This is a genomic window from Streptomyces longispororuber, from assembly GCF_014656095.1.
GTDB classification, from domain to species: Bacteria; Actinomycetota; Actinomycetes; order Streptomycetales; family Streptomycetaceae; genus Streptomyces; species Streptomyces longispororuber.
On record NZ_BNBT01000004.1, the window covers coordinates 89,349 to 108,427 of the forward strand.

14 protein-coding genes are annotated in these 19,079 nt (G+C 72.7%); 10 read left to right on the plus strand and 4 right to left on the minus strand.

The window, feature by feature from the left end; all coding sequences use genetic code 11:
- The first annotated feature begins 134 nt into the window (after positions 1–134).
- Positions 135–3,077, plus strand: coding sequence for an FAD-binding and (Fe-S)-binding domain-containing protein (locus IE330_RS02365; RefSeq protein WP_190134119.1), 2,943 nt, complete (start codon positions 135–137; stop codon positions 3,075–3,077).
- A 99-nt stretch (positions 3,078–3,176) separates the two neighbouring features.
- Here IE330_RS02365 and IE330_RS02370 read toward each other — a convergent pair whose 3' ends face one another.
- Together IE330_RS02370 and IE330_RS02375 are read right to left on the minus strand one after the other, a co-directional pair.
- The gene (locus IE330_RS02370) at positions 3,177–3,671 is read right to left on the minus strand and encodes a hypothetical protein (RefSeq protein WP_190134120.1); all 495 of its coding nucleotides are present in this window, start codon (positions 3,669–3,671) and stop codon (positions 3,177–3,179) included.
- A 67-nt stretch (positions 3,672–3,738) separates the two neighbouring features.
- Positions 3,739–4,260 (minus strand): YbaK/EbsC family protein, encoded by a 522-nt coding sequence (locus tag IE330_RS02375; RefSeq protein WP_190134121.1) that lies wholly within the window; start codon positions 4,258–4,260, stop codon positions 3,739–3,741.
- Between the two features lie 223 nt (positions 4,261–4,483).
- On the opposite strand from IE330_RS02375, the gene IE330_RS02380 reads away from it, so the two are divergent.
- Positions 4,484–5,389 (plus strand): LysR family transcriptional regulator, encoded by a 906-nt coding sequence (locus IE330_RS02380; protein ID WP_190134122.1) that lies wholly within the window; start codon positions 4,484–4,486, stop codon positions 5,387–5,389.
- A 366-nt stretch (positions 5,390–5,755) separates the two neighbouring features.
- Positions 5,756–7,231: a Gfo/Idh/MocA family protein gene (locus IE330_RS02385; RefSeq protein WP_190134123.1), complete on the plus strand. Its 1,476-nt coding sequence runs from the start codon at positions 5,756–5,758 to the stop codon at positions 7,229–7,231.
- 242 nt (positions 7,232–7,473) lie between these two features.
- Here the strand turns inward: IE330_RS02385 and IE330_RS02390 are convergent, their stop codons facing one another.
- Positions 7,474–8,205, minus strand: a complete 732-nt coding sequence (locus tag IE330_RS02390; protein ID WP_190134124.1) for a L,D-transpeptidase family protein — start codon at positions 8,203–8,205, stop codon at positions 7,474–7,476.
- Positions 8,206–8,470: 265 nt separating this feature from the next.
- Here IE330_RS02390 and IE330_RS02395 point away from each other — a divergent pair, with 265 nt between their 5' ends.
- From IE330_RS02395 to IE330_RS38665, 5 genes are all read left to right on the plus strand, one after another.
- A complete protein-coding gene (locus tag IE330_RS02395; RefSeq protein WP_190134125.1) occupies positions 8,471–10,930 on the plus strand; it encodes an ABC transporter transmembrane domain-containing protein in 2,460 nt (819 codons plus the stop codon).
- Positions 10,927–12,708: an ABC transporter ATP-binding protein gene (locus IE330_RS02400; RefSeq protein ID WP_190134126.1), complete on the plus strand. Its 1,782-nt coding sequence runs from the start codon at positions 10,927–10,929 to the stop codon at positions 12,706–12,708. The genes IE330_RS02395 and IE330_RS02400 overlap by 4 nt, the downstream gene beginning before the upstream one ends.
- A 585-nt stretch (positions 12,709–13,293) precedes the next feature.
- Entirely contained in the window at positions 13,294–13,749 is a 456-nt protein-coding gene (locus IE330_RS38655) for an MFS transporter (RefSeq protein WP_229925281.1), read from the plus strand.
- Between the two features lie 66 nt (positions 13,750–13,815).
- A complete protein-coding gene (locus IE330_RS38660) occupies positions 13,816–14,022 on the plus strand; it encodes a hypothetical protein (RefSeq protein WP_229925282.1) in 207 nt (68 codons plus the stop codon).
- Positions 14,023–14,028: 6 nt separating this feature from the next.
- A complete protein-coding gene (locus tag IE330_RS38665; RefSeq protein WP_229925284.1) occupies positions 14,029–14,544 on the plus strand; it encodes an MFS transporter in 516 nt (171 codons plus the stop codon).
- A gap of 167 nt (positions 14,545–14,711) precedes the next feature.
- Here the strand turns inward: IE330_RS38665 and IE330_RS02410 are convergent, their stop codons facing one another.
- Entirely contained in the window at positions 14,712–15,506 is a 795-nt protein-coding gene (locus tag IE330_RS02410) for a metal-dependent hydrolase (protein ID WP_190134127.1), read from the minus strand.
- A gap of 121 nt (positions 15,507–15,627) precedes the next feature.
- On the opposite strand from IE330_RS02410, the gene IE330_RS02415 reads away from it, so the two are divergent.
- Together IE330_RS02415 and IE330_RS02420 are read left to right on the plus strand one after the other, a co-directional pair.
- Positions 15,628–18,141, plus strand: a complete 2,514-nt coding sequence (locus IE330_RS02415) for a DEAD/DEAH box helicase (RefSeq protein ID WP_190134128.1) — start codon at positions 15,628–15,630, stop codon at positions 18,139–18,141.
- A gap of 37 nt (positions 18,142–18,178) precedes the next feature.
- Positions 18,179–19,078: an acyl-CoA thioesterase gene (locus tag IE330_RS02420; RefSeq protein WP_190134129.1), complete on the plus strand. Its 900-nt coding sequence runs from the start codon at positions 18,179–18,181 to the stop codon at positions 19,076–19,078.
- Position 19,079 lies beyond the last annotated feature (1 nt).

Genomic DNA, 19,079 nt, shown 5'->3' on the forward strand with positions numbered 1-19,079 from the left:
TCGCCCACCTGTGTCACGGAGGCGTGGCGCCTCGGCGGCGGTGTGCCCTCGCGGGTGGGACCCTGGCGGCGGAGAGCCGGTGGCGGTGCACCGGCCGCCCCGGCCCGCGCCGCCGAGACCGCTGAGGAGAGGCCATGCCCCTGCTGGAGCCCGACCCCGACGCCCTGCGCCCCGCCCCGCACGGCCGCAGGCCCGCGCCCGACCGGGTCCCCGAGGGGCAGGCGGGCGGCACGCCCCGGCCGCTGCGCGACGACCTCACCGCGCTCCTCGGCGCCGACAAGGTCCTCACGAGCGTGTCCGACCTGGTCCGCTACGCCTCGGACGCGAGCCCGTACCGCTTCGTGCCGCGCGTGGTGGTCGTCGCCGAGGACATCGACGACGTGTCCGCCGTCCTGTCGTACGCCCACGGCAAGGGCCGCGAGGTCGTCTTCCGCGCGGCGGGCACCTCCCTCAACGGCCAGGCGCAGGGCGAGGACATCCTCGTCGACGTCCGCCGGCACTGGGCGGGCGTCGAGGTGCTCGACGGCGGGCGGCGGGCGCGGATCGCCCCCGGCACGACGGTGGCGCGCGCGAACGTCACCCTCGCGCGGCACGGGCGCGTGCTCGGCCCGGACCCGGCCAGCGCGATCGCCTGCACCGTCGGCGGGGTCGTGGCGAACAACGCCTCCGGCATGACGGCGGGCACCACCCGCAACTCCTACCGCACGGTGGCGTCCCTGACGTGCGTCCTGCCGTCCGGCACGGTCGTCGACACCGCCGACCCCGACGCCGACGCGCTGCTCGCCCGGGCCGAACCCGCCCTGTGCGCGGGCCTGCTCGCCCTCAAGCGCGAGATCGAGGCGGACGCGGGGCTCACCGCCCGCATCCGCGCGAAGTACGAGCTGAAGAACACCAACGGCTACCGCCTGGACGCCTTTCTGGACGGCGCCACGCCCGTGGAGATCCTGCGCGGCCTCATGGTCGGCTCCCAGGGCACCTTCGGTTTCATCTCCGAGGTCGTCTTCGACACGCTGCCGCTCGACCGGTACGTGTCGACGGCGCTGCTCTTCTTCCCCGCGCTGCCCGCCGCTGCCGCCGCCGTGCCGCTGTTCACCGCCGCGGGTGCGCGGGCCGTCGAGCTGATGGACGGCAACACCCTGCGCGCGTCGGTGCGCGTGCCGGGCGTGCCGCAGGACTGGGCGCGGCTGCCGAAGGACGCCACCGCCCTGCTCGTGGAGTTCCGCGCACCGGACGAGGCGGGCCGGGACGCGTACGAGTCGGCGGCCGCCGAGGTGCTGCGCGGCCTCGACCTCGTCGCCCCGGTGCCGTCGGTGACGAACCGCTTCACCCGGGAGCCCGGGGAGATCGGCGCCTACTGGACGGCCCGCAAGGCGTTCGTGACGGCCGTCGGTGGCTCGCGTCCCGCAGGGACGACGCTCATCACCGAGGACTTCGCGGTGCCGCCCGCCCGGCTCGCGGAGGCCTGCGAGGAACTGCTCGCCCTCCAGACGCGGCACGGCTTCGACGCCGCCGTGGCCGGCCACGCCGCCCACGGCAACCTCCACTTCCTGCTCGCCTTCGACGCGGCCGACCCCGCGGACGTGGAGCGGTACGCCGCCTTCATGGACGACTTCTGCCGGCTCACCGTCGAGCACTTCGACGGCTCCCTGAAGGCCGAGCACGCCACCGGCCGCAACCTCGCGCCGTTCCTGGAACTCGAATGGGGGCCGCGGGCCACGGAGTTGATGTGGCGCACCAAGCAGGTCATCGACCCGGACGGCGTGCTCGCGCCGCGCGTCGTCCTTGACCGCGACCCGCAGGCCCATCTGCGGGGCCTGAAGACGATCCCCACGGTGGAGCCGATCGCCGACCCGTGCATCGAGTGCGGCTTCTGCGAACCGACCTGCCCCAGCGAGGACCTCACGACCACGCCGCGCCAGCGCATCGTGCTGCGCCGCGAGATGATGCGCCAGGCCCCGGGCTCCGCCGTCGAGGACGGGCTCGTGGCGGCGTACGGGTACGACGCCGTGGACACCTGCGCGGGCGACTCGACGTGCAAGCTGGCCTGTCCCGTCGGCATCGACACCGGCGCGCTGATGAAGTCCTTCCGGCACGGCCGGCACTCCCCGCGCGAGGAGCGGGTCGCCGAGCTGGCCGCACGGAGGTTCAAGCAGGTGGAGGCCTCCGCGCGGCTCGCCGTGGCCGCCGCCGGGACGCTCCGCGCGGTGGCCGGCGCCCGGACCGGCGACCGGGTCCTGTCCGCCGTCACCCGGGCCGCCCGCAGGGTCGCCGGCCCCGAACTCGTCCCCGCGTGGCTGCCGCGGCTTCCCGGCGCGGCGCCCCGGCGCCTCCCCCGCACCACGCGCCGGGGCGCCGCCGCCGTCTACTACCCGGCCTGTGTGAACCGCGTCTTCGCGAGCCCCGGCGCCCTGCCCCTGGCCCACGCCGTCGTCGCCGTGTCGGCGCGCGCGGGCAAGCCCGTGTGGGTCCCCGACGACGTGGCCGGAACGTGCTGCGCCACGATCTGGCACTCCAAGGGGTACGCCGCCGGGAACGCCGTCATGGCCAACCGCGTCGTCGAGGCCGCCTGGGGCTGGACGGCGGGCGGCGCGCTGCCGCTCGTCGTGGACGCCTCGTCGTGCGCGCTCGGCCTCGCGCGCGACGTCGTGCCGTACCTGTCGGACGACAACCGCGCCCTGCACGCGGAGCTGACCGTCGTCGACTCCGTGGTGTGGGCCGCCGAGCACCTGCTCCCCCACCTCACGGTGCGCCGCACCGTGGGCTCCGCCGTCCTCCACCCGACCTGCTCCACGCGCCACTTGGGCGACGAACCGCAGCTCCGGGCCGTCGCCGAGGCCTGCGCCGACGAGGTCGTCGTCCCCGACGACGCGGGGTGCTGCGCGTTCGCGGGCGACCGGGGCATGCTGCACCCGGAGCTCACCGCGTCGGCGACCCGCGCGGAGGCGGCGGAGGTGACCTCCCGCCCCTTCGACGCGCACCTCTCGGCGAACCGCATGTGCGAGGTGGGGATGGAGGAGGCGACGGGCAGGGAGTACCGGTCGGTCCTCCTGGAGCTGGAGCGCGCGACGCGGCCGTAGCGGGCGGGGCTGCGGCGCTCAGGCCCCGCCGCGGAACCGTGCGTCGGCGCACCCGGCGGCTTCCAGCGCCGTCGCTACGCGGATCGCGCCCCGGGAGTACTAGGCATATCCGAGCGTCCGCCTGGCCGCTTCGCGGAACGCGGCCAGCGCTCGTGCCCTCCGCTGCTCGGCGTCCACCGTACGGTCCATGGGACCTCCGGAGCCCCATTCCATGACCATCAGGTCCCCGGCCTTGCGCAGTTCGCGGGCCGCCTCCAGTACGTCGGGCGGCCCGCACAGTTCGATCAGGGACTCAGCGGCGACCGCCTCGTAATGCGCCTCGTGCTGCCTCGCCCTCACCTCGGGCGGCCAGTCGTCGTCTTCACGGTGCCCGAGCACCGTATAGGCGGCCTCCGTCTGCATCATGTCCGCGCGGATCATGGCGTGATAGGCCGCCTGCCGCTGCTCGCGCATCCACCGCGCGTCGTCGTGCCGGCGCTGCAGCGCCAAGGCTTCGCGGCCGGCCCTGGCCGACCGGGCGGCGCCCCACACGGCGGCTCCAGCTCCCACTCCCGCACCGAGGAGGCCGATCACGGCCGTCAGCCACTCGTTCACCACGCCATTGTGGTCGTTCGTTCGTCGTACTCGCGCGGCATGCGCGTCCGGTGAACGAACGGTGTGCTCATGCGGGCGCGGCTTCCTGGGTCTCGGCGGGCTGAGGTCCGGCGATGGGCTCGATGCGTGGTTGGGCGAGTCGGGCGTAGTCGGAACCGGAGATGGCCGCTGACCGGTCGAGGCGGGCGGCGTTGAAGTAGAGCTGCGGCCGGGCGACGACCGCGGGGTCGGCGACGAGTTCGAGGTCGGGATCGAAGGCGAAGGGCAGGACGGTTCCGGGAACGGCGTGGGCCAGCCGTTCGGCGGTGGCGGCGTCGCTGAACCCGACGTAGCGGGCGTTGAACAGGGTGCGGACGGCGTCCAGGTCGACGCGCCGGTCGCCGGGGACGACCGCCAGCACGTGGCGGGTGGTCTTCCTGTCTGTTTTGACTCTGAGGATGATGCACTTCGCCGCCTGGGAAACGGGGTGTCCGCGCAGGGCGCTGACCGAGTCCGTGGTGCCGTCCGGTTCGTGATCGATGAGCCGATAGGGCGTCCGGGTGGTGTCGAGCAGGGTGATCAGGCGCTGGTAGGTGTCATGGTCGGACACGTTTCCTCCTTCTTCTCGGTTCGCGTTCTTCTCAGTTCGCGTTCTTCTCAGTTCGCGTTCTTCTCGGTTGACGTTGCGGTGGTGCGGGGGGCGCGTTCGACGGCCTGGCCCCCGTAGGTTCCGGCGCTCAGGCAGCGGGCACGCCCCCACGCTGCCCCAACCACCACGTTGAAGGCCATGACCAACTTCTTAATCCAAGGTGTAGCAGTCCTACACTGTCGGGGTGGATGAACGGCAGCTACGCATCCTGCGTGAACTGGGGGAACTCGGCAGCGTCAGCGCGGTCGCCGAGGCCCTGCACGTGACGCCCTCCGCGATCTCGCAGCAACTGCGGCTGCTGCAACGCTCGATCCCCGTACCGCTCACCGAACGCGCCGGACGCCGCGTGGTCCTGACCGACGCCGGGCAGGCCCTGGCCGCGGCGGCCGTCAAGGTCGAGACCGCCCTGGCACAAGCCCGGCACACGATCGCCGACTTCGTCGAGCAGCCCGACGGCGACGTATCGGTGGCCGCGTTCCACAGCGCGGCATCCGCGTTCTTCCCGCTCCTGCTGCGCGGCCTCGCGGGCCCCGGCCGCCCCCGCCTGTCGCTCGCGGACGAGGACGTCGCCCAAGACCGCTTCCCCGCCCTCACCCGGCACTACGACCTGGTGCTCGCCCACCGCCTCGACCACGGTCCGGCGTGGCCGCGCAGCGTGACCTGTACGACGCTGCTGTGCGAGCCCCTCGACGTAGCCCTGCCGGCCGACCATCCGCTGGCCTCCAGGCCGCTGCTCACGCCGCGGGACGTGGCGGACCAGCCGTGGATCACGGTGCACGACGGCTTCCCGCTGATGTCCACCATCGAGGCCATCGCCGGCGCCGCCAACCGCCGCCTCGACATCGTCCACCGCATCAACGAGTTCGCGGTGGTCGCCGAGGCCGTCGCCGCCGGCGGCGGCCTCGCGCTGATGCCCCGTTGGACCGCCCGACCGCACCCCGACGTCGTCCTCAGGCCGCTCAGCGGAGTACACGCCCGCCGCGACATCGACGTCCTCCACCGCCCCGAACGCACCGCCCGCAACGCCGTCCGCACCGTCCTCGCCGAGTTGCGCCGCGCCGCCGCACACATCCAGGGCCGAGACCGCTGAGACCCCCCCGCACTCAGGGCCTTTCGGCGCGGCTCCGTTTCTCCGTCCGGCGCGGCCCGCTCCGGCTCGGCGTACAGCGGCTCGGCGTCCTGCGACTCCGCGCACGCCCGGAGCTGCGTACGCCCGAGTCCGCGTACGCGCGAATCCGCGTCTCGCGAATCTGCGTACGCGCGAATCCGCGTACGCCCGCGCGCCCACGGCTCCGCGCACCGCGCACCGCAGCCCCCGTCGGGGCAGGCGACCGCCCTCCACGTCACGGTGTGGAAAAGTCCAACCCCCTGGCCACGTCCGCCCCTTGCGTCCCGTCGGCGCCCGCCCGCAAGGTGGGCGCGCCCAGTGACAAGGCACCGTGACTACGGAGGTCCGATGCACGACGAGGACGCGTACGCGCAGCACACGACACCGGCACCTGACGACTCCCCCGACGGTCACTCCCGGCGCGCGGTCCTCCGCACGGCCGGTATCGCCGGGGCCGGGCTCGGCCTCGGCGCGTTCGCGGGCGGCCCCGCCGCCCACGCGGACACTGCGGACCTCGCGGGGGCAGCGCCCGCCGAAGCCCCCGAGGACGCGCCCGCCGCGCCCGCCCGCAAGGGCAGGACAATGATCGGGGTACCGTTCGCGGCCCGCTCCACCGTGCGCGTCGGCATCATCGGCCTCGGCAACCGCGGCGGCAGCATGATCGACCTGTTCCTGGCGCTCCCCGGCGTACGCGTCGTCGCCCTGTGCGACCCGGTCAAGGACAAGACCGCGGCGGCCGCGAAGAAGGTCGTCGCCGCGGGGCAGCCCGCCCCGGCGACGTACACCAAGGGGGAGCACGACTTCGAGAAGCTCTGCGAGCGCGGGGACGTCGACTTCGTGTACGTGGCGACGCCTTGGGACTGGCACTTCGAGATGGCCAGATCGGCGATGCTGAACGGCAAGCACGTCGGCGTGGAGTGTCCCCTCGCCTTGCGCCTGGACGAGCTGTGGGCGCTGGTCGACCTGTCGGAGCGCACCCGCAGACACTGCATGCAACTGGAGAACTGCTGCTACGGCAGGAACGAGATGCGCGTCCTGCGGATGGCGCACGCGGGCAAGTTCGGGGACCTCCTGCACGGAGCGGGCGCGTACAACCACGACCTGCGCGGCCTCATGTTCGACCCCGACTACTACGAGGGTCCCTGGCGGCGCCTGTGGCACACGCGGCTGCGCGGCGACCTCTACCCCAACCACGGCTTCGGCCCCGTCGCCAACTACATGGACGTCAACCGCGGCGACCGCGCCACGCACATCTCCAGCTTCGGCACCCCCGCCCTCGGCCTCGCCGAGTACCGCAAGGAGCACATGCCGCCGGGCGACCCGAGCTGGAAGGAGACGTACATCGAGAGCGACCGGACCATCAGCCTGGTGCAGACCGCCAAGGGCCGGGTCATCCGCCTGGAGCACGACGTCTCGACACCCCATCCCTACAGCCGTATCAACAGCCTCGGCGGCACGAAGGGCGTCTTCGAGGACTACCCCGCCCGCATCTACATCGAGCCCGACCACACCGACGACCGCTGGGGCGACTTCTCGAAGTACGCGGCGGAGTACGACCACTGGCTGTGGAAGGAACACGCCAACCCGCCCGGCGGACACGGCGGCATGGACTACCTCATGGTGTTCCGCCTGATGCAGTGCATGCGCCTCGGCCTCGTACCGGACTTCGACGTGTACGACGGCGCGACCTGGACCGCGCCGGTACCGCTGAGCCACGCCTCGATCAAGGCGAAGGGCGCCCCGCAGGCCATCCCGGACTTCACCCGGGGCGGGTGGAAGAAGGCACGCCCGGGCGTGGACTCGGAGAAGCCCGAGGAGTCCTGAGCGGCGGGGTTTCTGGACGGCACGGTTCCGGAGGGGGCGAGCCCCGGAGGGCACGGTTTCCGGACGGGGCGGTTTCCGGACGGGGCGGTTTCCGGACGGGGCGGTTTCCGGAGGGGGCGAGCCCCGGAGAGCACGGTTTTCGGACGGGCGGGCCCCGGATGGCGGGCCAGTGACGGAGCGGGCGGGCCCGGGCAGCGGGCGGGCCCCGGCAGCAGGCGGGCCCGAGGGGGGCGGGGCGGCTCTCAGGCCTTGAGGGCCGCCCTGTCCCCCATCACCACGACCGGGTGCTGCTTCGGGTCGAGCGCCCGCAGCAGGCGGCGCATGCCCGCCTTCGACAGGCTCACGCAGCCCGACGTGCCGCTGCCGTGGTCCATGTGCAGCCAGATGCTGCCGCCCTTGGCCTGCCCCTGCGGGCGCGTGGGATCGTTGGGCGGGGTGCCGGGCACGCGGTTGTAGTCGATCGCGATGACGTAGTCGAAGTCGTGCCAGTGCGTCCTCGGCCAGTAGCGCGGCGCTTGGAGGGACGCGGTCCGCGTGTACGGGAGGCCGCTCCCCGGGTCGGCGAGGACACCGCCCGCGTCCGTGAGCGTGAACACGCCGACCGGACTGCGCTTGTCGTTCTCCCGGTGGTCGCGCGTCCAGCCCTTCTTGCCGTTGTGGGCGGGCCAGCTCCGTTCCTTCTTCCAGGTCTCGCCCCGCTTCGTGTACAGGACGACCGTGGACGCCGCCGAGTTCTCGCCCTCGCCGTAGACGGCGACGACCTGGCGCGCGTTCTTCGGGATGCGGGACCGGAGGCGGTCGCCGACGTCGGGGATGCGCTTGAAGTCGGTGGTGGGCCGGTCCGCTGCCCGGCCACCGCCCTGCGGCGAGTGCGCGGCTCCGCCCCTGCCGTCCCCCGCACCGCCGCAGGAGGTCAGGACGGCTGAGCAGGCGACGGCCACGGCCGCCGTTCGAACCACACCGGCTACGCGCATGCGCCCCATGCTCGCATCAGCCCCGTGCGCCCCCTGACCGACGGCCCCTCGGCGCCCGCAGCGATGGCGGACTCTTTACCCGGCCCCGGAAAATCGTTTGCCTCCTGCCACCGTGCGAGGTGAACCTTGCACGGTTTGTTACCGCCGTTCGGTCGGCGCCCGCTCGGCGCCCCGGCGGCACGCGGCCGTCACTCCGGGCGTGACCGCTCCACACACCACCGCTGCCCACCGCTGCCGAGAACCACCGCTCCGATCCTGGGACGTCATGCAGATTCGCGATCTTCCGTACGCCGATCCGGGCGAGCCCGACGCCCGCTCCGGCCCCCGCTTCCTGCTGTGGCTGGGCCGTATGCAACTGGGCGGCCAGCTCAAGTCGTTGTGCTGGGGCCTGCTGCACTTCCTCGGCATCGCCGCCCTGCCGTACATGGTGGGCACCGCCGTGGAGGCCGTCATCGACCGCTCCGGCACCCGGCTCGCCCTCTCCGGCGGCCTCATCCTGCTGGCGGGGGTCGCCATCGCGGCCGGTGACACGATGCTGCACCGCACCGCCGTCACCAACTGGATCACGGCGGCGGCCCGGGTCCAGCAGTTGCTCGCCCGCAAGACCGCCCGGCTGGGCGCCGCGCTCACCCGGCGGGTGGCCGCCGGTGAGGTCGTCGCGGTGTCCACGGGCGACGTGGAGAAGATCGGCTGGTTCGTGGAGGCCCTGTCGCGGTTCGCGGCGGCCGCCCTGACGGTCCTCGCCGTCTGCGTCGGTCTCGTGGTCTACCAGCCCGCCCTCGGCATCGTCGTCGCCGTCGGCATCCCGGTCCTGGCACTCGCGGTCCTGCCCCTGCTGCCGCGCGCGACCCGCCGGGCCGACCTGCAACGCGAGAAGGCGGGCCGGGCCACCGAACTGGCCTCGGACACCGTCGCGGGCCTGCGGGTACTGCGCGGCATCGGCGGCGAGGAACTGTTCCTGGAACGCTATCGCCGCGCATCCCAGGAGGTACGGGTCGCCGCCGTGCGCAGCGCACGCATGTGGGCAGTGATCTCCGCCGTCCAAGTGCTGCTCCCCGGGCTGCTGTTGATCGTCCTGGTCTGGCACGGTGTGCACCTCGCCCACGAAGGCCGCATCACGGTCGGCGAGCTGGTCACCGTGTACAGCGCGGTGATGCTGCTCAACTACCCGCTACGGCACTTCGAGGAGATCGCCATGGCGTACTCCTTCTCCCGCCCGTCGGCGAAGCGCGCGGCACGGGTGCTGTCCCTGCAACGCACGGAGGCGGCCGGGGCCGCAGGGCCGGTCGACGACCGGGGGACACGTGGGGGCGCGCGGGCTGCCGAGGACGCTGGGACGACTGGCGGCGGCGGGTCCGCCGGTAGCAGCGAATCCGCTGGTGGCCGCGAGGACACCGGTAGCGGCGAGGCCGCTGGTGGCAGCCAGGCCACTGGTGCCAGGCAGGGCTCTGGTGGCGGCGAGGCCATTGGTCGCAGCGAACGTGTTGGTAGCGGCGAGGCCGTTGGTGGCAGCCGTGGCGTCGGTGGCAGCGGGACGGCTGACCGTGGCGAGTCGGCTGGTGGCAGGGCCCGGGCGGACGCTGGTGAGACCTCCGACAGCACGCGGACGGCCGATGACCAGCAGACGGCCGTCGACAGGGGGACGACCGATGGCGAGCCGACGGTCGTCGACAGGGGGACGGCCGACGGCGAGCAGACGGCCGTCAGCAAGGGGACGGCCGACGGCGAGCAGGCGGTCGTCGGCACGGGGAGGGCCGTGGGGAAGGCGAGCGCGGGCGCCCCCGACGGTGTCCTCGCCGCCACACCGCCCGCCGGTGACCTGTACGACCCGGCGACGGGTCTGCTCGCCCCGGCCGGGCGCCTCACGGCCGTGGTGTGCGGGGACCCGGACGCGGCGGGGCGGCTCGCCGAGCGCCTCGGCGGCCACCCGGCGTACACCACGGATCTGCCGTCGGTGCGGCTCGGCGGCGTACCGCTCGACGACCTGCCGCTCGACACCGCCCGCACCGCCGTCCTCGTCCAGGACAAGGACCCGGTGCTGCTCTCCGGAACCCTGGCCGCCCTGCTCGACGTACCGGCGTCGGGCGCCGTGAGTCCGGAACGGGCCCTGGCCGCGGCCCAGTGCGGCGACGTCCTCGCCGCGCTCGTACAAGGTTCCACTGCCGACGATCCCATGGACGCGCACCTCACCGAGCGCGGCCGGTCCCTGTCCGGCGGCCAGCGCCAGCGCCTCGCCCTGGCGCGGTCGCTGGTCACCGACCCGGAGGCACTGGTCCTGGACGAGCCGACGTCCGCCGTCGACTCCCACACGGAGGCCCGGATCGCCGACGGCCTGCGGGAACTCCGCGCGGGCCGCACCACGGTCGTTTTCACCTCGTCGCCGCTGCTCCTGGACCGCGCCGACCGCGTCGTGTTCCTGCACGACGGAGAGGTCGCCGCCGTCGGCGAGCACCGCGAACTCGTGGTGACCCATGCGGCATACCGGGCGGTCGTGACGCGGGAGACGGAGGAGGAACACACCGGCGCGGAGCAGCACGCTCGCGCGCAGGACGGCTCCCACGACTGCGGGCGCGCGGACGACCCCGGCCACGCGCACCACTCCAGCCACTCGGACGACCCCGAGTCAGGCCACTCCAACCGCTCGGGCCGCACCGGCCGCCCGGGGGACCGGGGCCAAGCGAGCGGCATCCCCGTGCGAACCATCGACATCGAGGAGACGGCATGATCGGCCTGGCGCCGCCGCAGTACGATCCGGCGGCCCCGACCACCGCGGAGACCCTGCCCGTCGGCGCCCCTGCGACGGTACGGGCCTATGTGCGCGAGCTGCTGCGGCGGCATCGCGGCGCCTTCGCCCTGCTGATCGCGGTGAACACCCTCGCCGTGGTGGCCTCCATGGTGGGCCCCGCCCTCCTCGGCGGCCTCGTCGAGGACCTGTCGGACGATGCGCGCGAGCTCCATCTGGAGCGCACCGTGGGCCTGTTCTCCCTCGCCCTGGTGGCGCAGGCGGTCTTCGTGCACCAGGTGCGGCTGCGCGGCGCGATGCTCGGCGAACGGATGCTCGCCGATCTGCGGGAGGACTTCCTCGTCCGGTCGGTCGGCCTGCCGCCGGGTGTCCTGGAGCGCGCCGGCACCGGTGACCTGCTGTCCCGCATCACCACCGACATCGACCGGCTGGCCAACGCGATGCGCGAGGCCGTGCCGCAGCTCGCCATCGGCGTGGTCTGGGTGGCGCTCCTCGTGGCCGGCCTCACCGTGACCGCGCCGCCGCTGGCGCCCGCGCTGCTGGTCGCCGTGCCGCTGCTCGTGGTCGCCTGCCGCTGGTACTTCAAGCGGGCGCCGTCCGCGTACCGTTCCGAGGCCGCTGGGTACGCCGCCGTCGCCGCCGCGCTCGCGGAGACCGTCGACGCGGGCCGCACCGTGGAGGCGCACCGGCTCGGCGCGCGCCGCGTGGAACTCTCGGAGCGCCGCATCGCCGAGTGGACGGCCTGGGAACGCTACACGCTCTACCTGCGGTCGGTCCTCTTCCCCTTCATCAACGCCACCCACGTCATCGTGCTGTGCTCGGTGCTGATGATCGGCGGCGTGTTCGTCCTCCAGGGCTGGATCGGCGTGGGCCAGCTCACCACGGGCACGCTGATCGCGCAGATGCTCGTCGACCCGATCGGCATCGTCCTGCGCTGGTACGACGAGCTGCAGGTGGCCCAGGTGTCGCTGGCCCGGCTCGTGGGCGTGCGCGACATCGAGCCCGCCGCCGGTGACGCCTCCGTGGCGCCGGAGGGCCGCGACGTCCTCGCCGACGACGTGCACTTCGGCTACCACAGCGGCGTCGACGTGCTCCGCGAGGTGTCGCTGGCCGTCGCACCGGGCTCCCGCGTGGCGCTCGTCGGCCCGTCCGGCGCGGGCAAGTCCACGCTCGGCCGCCTCCTCGCCGGGATCTACGGACCGCGTACGGGTCAGGTGACACTCGGCGGCGCCGAACTGGCGCGGATGCCCGCGGAAGACGTACGCGCGCACGTCGCGCTCGTCAACCAGGAGCACCACGTCTTCGTGGGCTCCCTCCGCGACAACCTGCGGCTGGCCCGGGCCGGCGCCGAGGACGCCGAGCTGTGGGCCGCCCTCAGCGCGGTCGACGCGGACACCTGGGCACGCGACCTCGACGAGGGGCTGGACACGGAGGTCGGCTCGGGCGGCCTGAGCCTGACCCCGGCCCAGGCCCAGCAGGTCGCCCTGGCCCGGCTCGTCCTCGCCGACCCGCACACCCTGGTCCTCGACGAGGCCACCTCGCTCCTGGACCCGCGCGCGGCCCGCCACCTGGAGCGTTCGCTGTCCCGCGTCCTGGAGGGCCGGACGGTGGTCGCCATCGCACACCGTCTGCACACCGCGCACGACGCCGACGTCATCGCCGTGGTGGAGAACGGCCGCATCAGCGAACTCGGCAGCCACGACGAACTGGTCCGCGCCCACGGCGCCTACGCGGCGCTCTGGAAGTCCTGGCACGGCTGACCCAATGCCCTGGAGCGGGGACGGGACGGTGACCGACGAGAAACGGCCGGCCACCGTCCCTCCTCCTCCAGAACGGTGTGCCGTCCCGTCACCGGCCGGCCCGGCGGAAGCCGCACTCCGGTACCGGCGCCTCGGCGGACAGCCCAGGAACGAGCCCGACAGCTCGGGAACCTGGTACGCAGCCGATCGCTGAAGCGCTGTCCCCGACTCATGCGGACACCTCAGGATCTTCGCAATCCCGACTTTCCACCTTTTGGGCGTCCTGCCGTTACAGGCGTGAAGGGGCTGTTCGAGTGAATCGCTGCCCGTTACGGTGATGCCGTCCCGGCCGCCCGTTGAGCGGCCTTCAGGGCAGCGCCCTTCTGTGCGGCGCCCGCTTTCTCTTCTTGCACGCTCCTCTTCTTCAGCAGCAGCGCGCTCTGTCAGCGGAGCGCCCTTCGGCTGCGCACCTTCCCCCGCCCTCCAGCACCACAGCCGCCGCACGCCCGTGCGACGGCGCCCCGGGCGCGTCGCGTACGCGCGGCGCAACGGGCGGGACAGCACCGTGCGGACAGGGAGGCCGGAACGATGGACCAGGTGCCACAGGTGTCGCAAGAGCCACAGACACCTCAGGTCAGCGGCACTGTGGTGGCCGCGTCGCCCGCCGCCCGGAGATGGGCGCTCAGCGCCGTGGCCGTGGGCGTGTTCTGCGTCCAGCTCGACTCGTTCAGCCTCAACCTGGCGCGGTCCCGTATCGGCCGCGACCTGTACGCGACCGAGGACGCCCTGGAGTGGGTGATCAGCGCCTACCTGCCGTCCACCGGCACGCTGATGCTCGGCGCCGGTCGCCTCGGTCACCCGTTCGGCAGACGTCGGCTGCTGGTCGCGGGGCTCGTGCTCTTCGGCGCGGCGTCGCTGGTGTGCGCCCTCGCCCCGCCGCTGCCCGTCCTGGTCGGCGCCCGTGTGGCGCAGGGCGGAGGCGCAACCTTGCTCATGCCGGTGGGCCTGTCGCTGCTGACCAATGTCTACCCGAGCCCGCTGCGGGGCCGCGCCACCGGCTGAGCCCTCGGCATCGGCGGAGTCGCCACCGCGTGTGGCCCTTTCAACGGTGGCGTCCTCACCGAGGCGGTGTCCTGGCGGGCGCTCTTCTGGCTGAACGCTCCCCTCGCCGCCCTGGGCGCGCTCTGTGCCTCGCGCACCGTCGAGAACCGTGACCGCGGTGCCGCCCGTACCGTCGGCTGGGCGGGCCTCTGCAACGCGACGGCCGCGCTCGCCGCGCTCGCCTCGCTCAGCATCCTCGTCGACCGCGGCATCGGCCACGGTCCGTTCCTGTGATAGCCGATGATCTTCGGTGCCGTGGTCGTGGCGGTCCTGTCGATCCTGTTCGTACGGCGTGAGCGGACCGCCGCCCGGCCACGGGTGCGGCTCGCGCTGTTCCGCAACCGGCCGTACATGGCGTTGACGCTCGCCGGAGCCGCGGCCAACACCGCGACAGTGCTTCTCCTGCTCGCCGTCCCCCTCGCGCTGCAAGGACAGCGGGGACTCCCGACCCCCGTGGCGGGCGTCACGTTCATGGCTCCGGCTGCAGCCATGGCGGTCATGGGACCGCTCGCCGGGCGCGTCCCTCCGCACGCCGCGGTGCGACTGATGCTGGGCTGCCTGGCCGTGGGCGCGCTCGTCCTGTGCCGGCTGTCCGTCGCCGTGTCGCTGCCGGTCTTCCTGGCCGTGGCCACCGTGGGCGGCGCGGCGCTCGGGCTCGCCAACGCGCTGACCCTCATCGCCACCCAGGGCACCTGGGTGGGCAGAGCACGCCGGAAGGCACCCGTCGACGGCGTCCACCTGGACATCGAGCCGTGACCCGGCCTGGCTCCCGGCTCCTGAGTGGGCAGAGCGCGCCGGGAAGGACCCGTGGACGGCGTCCGCCCGGGGGGCGAGCCGTGACCCGTGCCCGCTCCGCCCCGGCTCGGTGTGTCGTCCTGCCCTGGCTGCGGCGGTTCCCTGTAGGAGCAGCCGCCACCACCGGCTCAGAAGAAGTTGAGCGCGGCCGCGCCGCCCACTCCCCCGAGCAGCATGAACACCGGCATCAGTACCTTCAGCTCGATCCAGCTCCCGGCCCGGAACCGCAGCGCCCGGGGCGGCCCGATCGGGTACCAGCGCTTGCGGCCGATCGGTATGGGCCACAGGATCGGACAGCCGGACACGGTCAGCGCGTCGCCGATGTCGTGCACCAGCGCCCCGAGCACCACCGGCAGCCCCAGCCACAGGTACTCCTGGCCATCCCCGGTGAACAGCCAGTCCGAACCGTTGCCCGGCTTGTCCAGCACCCCGGCCATGATCCAGGCGCTCGCCGCCGCGAGCAGCCACACCAGCACGTCGCTGCTCGACCCGCGCGCCGCCCTCCACAGCAGCCCCTCGATGGCGAGCACCATGTGCACGAACAAGATCGCGAGGACGGCCCAGCGGCCTCCGGCGATCGCGAGCACCGACGCGCCGACGCCGATCAGCACCGCCCACACCCAGGTGTGCGTGAGCGTCCGGTGCCCGCCCGAACGACGCGGGTCGCCCGGCTTGCGGGTGGAGCGGTAGACGGCGTACGAGAGCTTGTCGACGATCTCGCACAGGCCGCGGGAGAGCGGGCCGAAGGCGCGCGAGATGGTCGCCGACTTGTGGTCGAGGTCCGGAGCCAGTGCCGCACCGGCACAAATCAGGGCACCGACGACGAGAACGGGCCAGGGCATCGAGTGTCCCGCGGCCGTCGCCGCCGCGCCGACCCCCAGCCAGGCCGCTGCCCCCGACAGTGAGTGTGCCGGTCCCATCATCGCTGTTCCCCGCCCCATTTCCGGTGTTGTGACGCCCCCTTGACGGCTCAGCGTAGCGTTCATGATCTTCGTGCGGCCGTCCGGTTCCCGGATCGGGACGCCGGGAAGGCAAGATGGGGGTGTGACCCTTATCGATCAGCTCCCGCAGGACGCCGACCCCGATGCCCTCTACGAAGCCTTCGAAGGCTGGGCCCAGGAGCGCGGCATCACCCTCTATCCCCACCAGGAGGAGGCGCTGATCGAGGCGGTCTCGGGCGCGAACGTGATCGTGTCGACGCCCACCGGCTCCGGCAAGAGCATGATCGCCGCCGGTGCGCACTTCGCGGCCCTGGCCCGCGACGAGGTCACCTTCTACACCGCCCCGATCAAGGCCCTGGTGTCCGAGAAGTTCTTCGAGCTGTGCAAGCTCTTCGGCACCGAGAACGTCGGCATGCTCACGGGCGACGCCTCCGTGAACGCCGACGCGCCCGTCATCTGCTGCACCGCCGAGGTCCTCGCGTCCATCGCGCTGCGCGACGGCAAGCAGGCCGACGTCGGCCAGGTCGTCATGGACGAGTTCCACTTCTACGCCGAGCCCGACCGGGGCTGGGCCTGGCAGATCCCGCTGCTCGAACTGCCGCAGGCCCAGTTCATCCTCATGTCCGCGACGCTCGGCGACGTCTCGATGTTCGAGAAGGACCTCACGCGCCGCACCGGCCGTCCCACGTCCGTCGTCCGCTCGGCGACGCGCCCCGTGCCGCTCTCGTACGAGTACCGCCTGACGCCCATCACGGAGACCCTCACCGAGCTGCTCGAGACCAAGCAGGCCCCGGTGTACATCGTGCACTTCACGCAGGCCCAGGCCGTGGAGCGGGCGCAGTCGCTGATGAGCATCAACATGTGCACCCGGGCCGAGAAGGACCAGATCGCCGAGCTGATCGGCAACTTCCGCTTCACCACCAAGTTCGGCCGCAACCTCTCCCGCTACGTGCGGCACGGCATCGGCGTCCACCACGCCGGCATGCTGCCCAAGTACCGGCGCCTCGTGGAGAAGCTCGCCCAGGCCGGTCTCCTGAAGGTCATCTGCGGCACGGACACCCTCGGCGTCGGGGTGAACGTCCCCATCCGCACCGTGCTCTTCACGGCGCTCACCAAGTACGACGGCAACCGCGTGCGTACGCTGCGTGCCCGGGAGTTCCACCAGATCGCGGGCCGTGCCGGGCGCGCGGGCTTCGACACGGCGGGCTTTGTCGTGGCGCAGGCGCCCGAGCACGTCATCGAGAACGAGAAGGCGCTGGCGAAGGCGGGCGACGACGCCAAGAAGCGGCGCAAGGTGGTGCGCAAGAAGGCGCCCGAGGGCTTCGTGGGCTGGACGGAGAACACCTTCGAGAAACTCATCGCCTCGGAGCCCGAGCCCCTGACCTCCCGCTTCCGCGTCACCCACACCATGCTCCTGTCGGTGATCGCCCGGCCGGGCAATGCCTTCGAAGCGATGCGCCACCTTCTCGAGGACAACCACGAGCCGCGCAAGCAGCAACTGCGGCACATCCGCCGCGCCATCGCCATCTATCGCTCGCTGCTCGACGGCGGTGTCGTGGAGAAGCTCGACGAGCCCGACGCCACCGGCCGCATCGTGCGCCTGACCGTCGACCTCCAGCAGGACTTCGCGCTGAACCAGCCGCTGTCCACCTTCGCCCTCGCCGCGTTCGAACTGCTCGACCCGGAGTCGCCCTCGTACGCCCTCGACATGGTCTCGGTCGTCGAGTCCACGCTCGACGACCCGCGCCAGATCCTCGCCGCCCAGCAGAACAAGGCGCGCGGCGAGGCCGTGGCGCTCATGAAGGCCGACGGCGTCGAGTACGAGGAGCGCATGGAGCGGCTGCAGGACATCACCTACCCCAAGCCCCTGGAGGAGCTCCTCTTCCAGGCCTACAACACCTACCGCACCAGTCACCCGTGGGTCGGCGACCACCCGCTGTCCCCGAAGTCGGTCATCCGGGACATGTACGAGCGGGCGCTGTCCTTCACCGAGTTCACCTCCTTCTACGAGCTCGCCCGCACCGAGGGCATCGTGCTGCGCTACCTGGCGAGCGCGTACAAGGCGCTGGAGCACACCATCCCGGACGACCTGAAGTCCGACGACCTCGAGGACCTGATCGCCTGGCTCGGCGAGATGGTCCGCCAGGTCGACTCCAGCCTCCTGGACGAGTGGGAGCAGCTCGCCAACCCGGAGGTCATGACGGCCGAGGAGGCGCAGGAGAAGGCCGACGAGGTCAAGCCGGTCACGGCCAACGCCCGCGCCTTCCGTGTGCTCGTCCGCAACGCCCTCTTCCGCCGGGTGGAGCTCGCCGCCCTCGACCAGGTGGAGGAGCTGGGCGAGATGGACGCCGAGTCCGGCTGGGACGCGGACGCGTGGGGCGAGGCCATGGACAAGTACTGGGACGAGTACGAAGACCTGGGCACCGGACCGGACGCGCGCGGCCCGAAGCTGCTGCGCATCGAGGAGGATCCCGAGCACGGTCTGTGGCGCGTCCGCCAGACGTTCGCCGACCCCAACGGCGACCATGACTGGGGCATCAGCGCGGAGGTCGATCTCGCGGCCTCCGACGCGGAGGGCCGCGCCGTCGTCCGCGTCACCGACGTCGGCCAGGTCTGAGCCCCCCATGCTCCCGAACAGAGGTTGAGGACTTCCCATGGACAATCCCGCGGACCGCCTGGTCGACCTGCTGGACCTCGAGCAGATCGAGGTGAACATCTTCCGCGGCCGCAGCCCGCAGGAGTCCCTGCAGCGCGTCTTCGGCGGGCAGGTCGCCGGGCAGGCGCTGGTCGCGGCCGGGCGCACCACGGAGGGCGATCGCCCGGTGCACTCGCTGCACGCGTACTTCCTGCGCCCGGGCCGCCCGGGCGTGCCCATCGTGTACCAGGTCGAGCGGGTCCGGGACGGGCGCTCCTTCACCACGCGCCGCGTCACGGCCGTCCAGCAGGGCCGCACGATCTTCAACCTCACCGCCTCCTTCCACCAGCCCGAACAGGGCGCCTTCGAACATCAGCTCCCACCGCGACTCGACGCCCCCGACCCCGAGTCGCTGCCGACGGTCGCCGAAGAGATCAAGGAGCACCTGGGCGCGCTCCCCGAGCAACTGGAGCGCATGGCCCGGCGCCAGCCCTTCGACATCCGTTACGTGGACCGGCTGCGCTGGACCCCGGACGAGATCAAGGACGCCGAGCCCCGCAGCGCGGTGTGGATGCGCGCGGTCGGCCCGCTGGGCGACGATCCGCTCGTGCACACCTGCGCACTCACGTACGCGAGCGACATGACCCTCCTGGACGCCGTCCGCATCCCCGTGGAGCCGCTGTGGGGTCCGCGGGGCTTCGACATGGCCTCGCTGGACCACGCCATGTGGTTCCACCGCCCCTTCCGGGCCGACGAGTGGTTCCTGTACGACCAGGAGTCACCGATCGCGACGGGGGGCCGCGGCCTGGCACGGGGCCGGATCTACGATCGTGAGGGGCGGCTGCTCGTCTCGGTCGTGCAGGAGGGGCTGTTCCGCCCGCACGCTCCGCGCCACCTGGGCAGCCGGACGGACGGCTGAG